At 70.9% G+C, this 3,508-nt stretch carries 4 protein-coding genes; 3 read left to right on the top strand and 1 reads right to left on the bottom strand.

Going from position 1 to position 3,508, the window contains the following annotated elements; all coding sequences use genetic code 11:
- Window positions 1–266, top strand: a 266-nt coding sequence (locus LQV45_RS21300; protein ID WP_290370287.1) for a glycosyl hydrolase family 65 protein, incomplete at its 5' end; no start/stop codon positions are given.
- Window positions 267–324: 58 nt separating this feature from the next.
- Here LQV45_RS21300 and LQV45_RS21295 read toward each other — a convergent pair.
- Window positions 325–1,698, bottom strand: coding sequence for an MFS transporter (locus LQV45_RS21295; RefSeq protein ID WP_230008714.1), 1,374 nt, complete (start codon window positions 1,696–1,698; stop codon window positions 325–327).
- 127 nt (window positions 1,699–1,825) lie between these two features.
- On the opposite strand from LQV45_RS21295, the gene LQV45_RS21290 reads away from it, so the two are divergent.
- A complete protein-coding gene (locus tag LQV45_RS21290; protein WP_230008713.1) occupies window positions 1,826–2,734 on the top strand; it encodes a hypothetical protein in 909 nt (302 codons plus the stop codon).
- A complete protein-coding gene (locus LQV45_RS21285) occupies window positions 2,725–3,474 on the top strand; it encodes a LamB/YcsF family protein (protein ID WP_230008712.1) in 750 nt (249 codons plus the stop codon). The genes LQV45_RS21290 and LQV45_RS21285 overlap by 10 nt, the downstream gene beginning before the upstream one ends.
- Window positions 3,475–3,508: the final 34 nt, after the last annotated feature.

The raw sequence follows: 3,508 nt of genomic DNA, 5'->3' as shown, positions 1-3,508 counted from the left end.
ATCCCCGGCTGCCTGCCGAATGGGACGGCCTCGAGTTCCACCTGAAGATCCAGGGCAGGCTCCTGCACGTCGGGCTCGAACAGGATTCGATCAGCCTGACCGTCCGCGACGGCGCGCCGCTGGAGGTCGACGTGCGCGGGGAACTGCTCACGGTCGACGGCGGCCCGGTCCGGGTCCCGCTGGCGCCCGTCACCGCCCCAGAACCGACCATCTTCCCCAGCGGCCTTCCGACGTCGTCGATCCCGGTGGTGCGCGCCGCAGTCTAAGCCGCCGCCGAAGCAACGCGGGGTCACTTATCGCCCATGATCCCCCCGGACATGGGCGCTAGGTGACTCCGCGTTGGTCTGGGCCGGGCTGCCCTGGTCCGGAGGATTCGGCAGGCGCCGGGGCGTCGGCGGGTTCCTCACCGCCGGCGGGCTCCTCACCGCCGGTGAGGGGGTGGGCCAGTTCATCGGCCGGCATCCGCGCCACGACCATCGCGACAACGGCCATCGCCGGGCACACGGTCCCGGCGACGAGGAAGATCAGCCACACCGGCAGCGCCTCGGCGGCCGGCCCGGCGAGTGCCATGGAGACCGGCATGAGGGCCAGGGATACAAAGAAGTCCAGGCTCGAGACGCGGCCCAGCAGATGCGGCGGCACCCGGCGCTGGAGCAAGGTTCCCCAGATCACCATGCCCACGCCGCCGGTGGCGCCGAAGATGAAGAGGGCGGCGGCCACGGCCCAGAAACTGTCCATGATTCCGACGGCGGCGATTGGCAGGCTTCCCGCTCCCCAGGACACCATCATCACGGTGAGGTAGCGGCGCGGGAGGGGAAAAGAAGCCGTGGCCAGCGAGGCTGCGGCACCGCCCACGCCCATGATGGCGAGCAGGAAGCCGAACATGCGCGCGTCCCCGCCGAGCTGGTCCCGGACCACGAAGGGGATCAGGACCTCGATGGGGCCGATCAGGAACAGCACCGAAATGCAGGCCCAGAGCAGGGTCCACAGCAGCCAGGGCGTCCGGACGGTGTAGCTGACGCCCTCGCGGAGGTCGTGGCGCAGGGACGTCCTGGCCCGCGGCTGGCCAGATTCGGTAGCCCCACCGCTGTCCGGGACCCCTGCCGCGGGCTGGCGGGGGAGGAGGTTCAGGATGCAGAAGGCCGCCAGATGGCAGGCCGCCACTCCGGTGACGGCGTAGGCGGGGGACAGGGCCGCCACCAGGATGCCCGCGACGGCCGGTGCGGCGGCCTGCTGAAACAGCGGCCGCATGGTGCCTTCCAGGCCGTTGGCCGCCAGCAGGTCCTCAGGCGGCAGGATCCGCGGCAGGATGGCGGAGTAGGCGGGGAAGAAGAACGCAGCCCCGACGCCGAGCACGAAGGCCCCCAGCGCGAGATGCCACAGCTCGAGCAAGCCGGCCAGGGCCAGCCCGCTGACAGTGGCAACGACGGCGAGGTTGGCGCCCTCGACCGCGATGATCAGGAGCCGCTGGGGCACGCGGTCCGCGGCGATGCCGCCGGCCAGCAGAAACGTCACCAGCCCGACGCTGCCCGCCGCGGCCACGACCGAAAGCTCCAGCGGTCCGCCGCCCAGGTGGATCACCTCGTAGACCATCGCGACGGCCCACATCCCGGAACCGAAGATGGAGATGGCCAGCGCCGTGATCAGCACGCGGTACTCCCGGTGCGCGAAGGGGCGGAGGGCTCGCAGGGCGGGCATGGGCCCAGTCTAGTAGCCAGCCGCGCGGCCGGGCTGAGACCCCTCCGGGGCGCAGCGGCGACCCCGCCTTCCTGCCCGTGTGTAGTGTTAAGTGCACTTAGTTTTATGGTTCCGACGAGAGGCGATCATGGCCAAGCGCAGCAACCCTGCAATGAAGATTGCCCAGGAAACGGCCCACAGCGCGATGTTCGACGCCGCCGGCCAGCCCCGGCCCGGTCTGCACAAGGTGCTCCTGCGGGCGGTTGAAGTCCAGCGGCCGCTGGTGCTGGCCAATATCCGCAGGCTTCAGCGCAGGCACCCGCAGGCCACCGCGGCGCAGCTCGCCGCCATCCTGGAGCGCGACTACCTGCTGGCCGTCACCGGCGGCGGTGCGCTGGTCGGCGGGGCTGCCGTGATTCCGGGCGTCGGAACTGCGGCCGCACTCGGTCTCTCGGCCGCCGCAGCAGTCGGGTTCCTCGAAGCCACCGCACTGTATTCCACGGCTCTTGCTGAACTGCACGGCATCCGGATGGTGGACCCGGACAGAGCCAGCACCCTGGTCATGGCGGTCATGCTGGGCGAGGAAGGCACCCAGCTGCTGAGCTCGCTGAGCGGACAGGCGGCGGGCCGGGGCAAGGGGCCCACCCAGGCCTGGACCGCGGCCTTCACCCGCCGCGTCCCCCTCGCCGGCTTCGGTACAGTGCGGGCCAAGATCCAGACGATGTTCCTGCGCTCCCTGCTCAAGACCCAGGGCACAGCCTGGCTGGGCCGTGCCCTGCCCTTCGGTATCGGCGCCGTCGTAGGCGGAGTGGGCAACCGGGTGATGGGCCATGCGGTCGTGGCGAACGCCAGGGAAGCATTCGGGCCCATCCCGGACACGATTCCGGGAGAACTGCAAGCCCTTGCGGAAACCACCGGCCCGGCAGCGCTCTACGAAACTTCCCTGGACGCGCAGCCGGACGGCGGCGCCCCGGGCGGCGGCACCCAGGGCGGCGGCACTCAGGGCAGCGGCGCCCCGAAGACTTTAACGAAGGACGGCGGCACGTTTTGGATCTGAACACTGACCTGGGGGAGTCCTTCGGGACCTGGACCAAGGGCGCCGACGCCGCGATGTTTCCGCTGGTCACGAGCGCCAGCGTGGCCTGCGGGATGCACGCCGGGGACCCCGTGACCATGCTGGACACCTGCCGGGCGGCGTACGAGCTCGACGTCAACGTCGGTGCCCACATCGGCTACCCGGACCTGGCCGGCTTTGGCCTGCGCTCGCTGGACATGACCTTTGACGATCTCTTCGGCGCGGTCCTTTACCAGCTCGGGGCGCTCGACGGCGTGGCCCATGCCGTGGGCGCCTCGGTGGACTACGTCAAGCTGCACGGGGCGCTCTACGACCGCACCGTGCACGACGGCGAGCAGGCCTCCGCCGTGATCGCCGCCATCCAGGCCTACGATCCCGGACTGCCCGTCCTCGGCTTCCCCGGCTCAGCCCTGCTGGAAATCGCCAAGGAAGCCGGGCACCCCGTCTTCTCCGAGGCCTTCGCCGACCGCGCCTACTTCCCCGACGGCACCCTCGTGCCGCGCACCGAGGTGGGAGCAATGATGCTCGACGCCGGACAGGTAGCCGAGCGGGCGGTCAGGCTCGCCACGAAGGGCGAAATCGAGGCCGTCGACGGCACGGTGCTCCGGATCGAGCCGCAGTCGCTGTGCCTCCAGGGCGACACCCCCGGCTCCGTTGCCACGGCGACCGCGATCCGTGCGGCGCTGGAGGCTGCCGGCGTCGAGCTGGAGAGCTTCGCCTGACCCGCTGGCCCTGAACTGCGGGGCCGGCCGGGCA

The sequence above is a fragment of the Microbacterium sp. Bi128 genome (genome assembly GCF_918698205.1).
The sequence above is the reverse complement of the archived record's forward strand: the minus strand, read 5'-3'. Positions and strand labels throughout refer to the sequence as shown.

Excerpts from the sequence above, each read along its gene's own strand:
- LQV45_RS21295 (WP_230008714.1), bottom strand. The coding sequence starts at position 1,698 with ATGCCCGCCCTGCGAGCCCTCCGCCCCTTCGCGCACCGGGAGTACCGC.
- LQV45_RS21290 (WP_230008713.1), top strand. The coding sequence starts at position 1,826 with ATGGCCAAGCGCAGCAACCCTGCAATGAAGATTGCCCAGGAAACGGCC.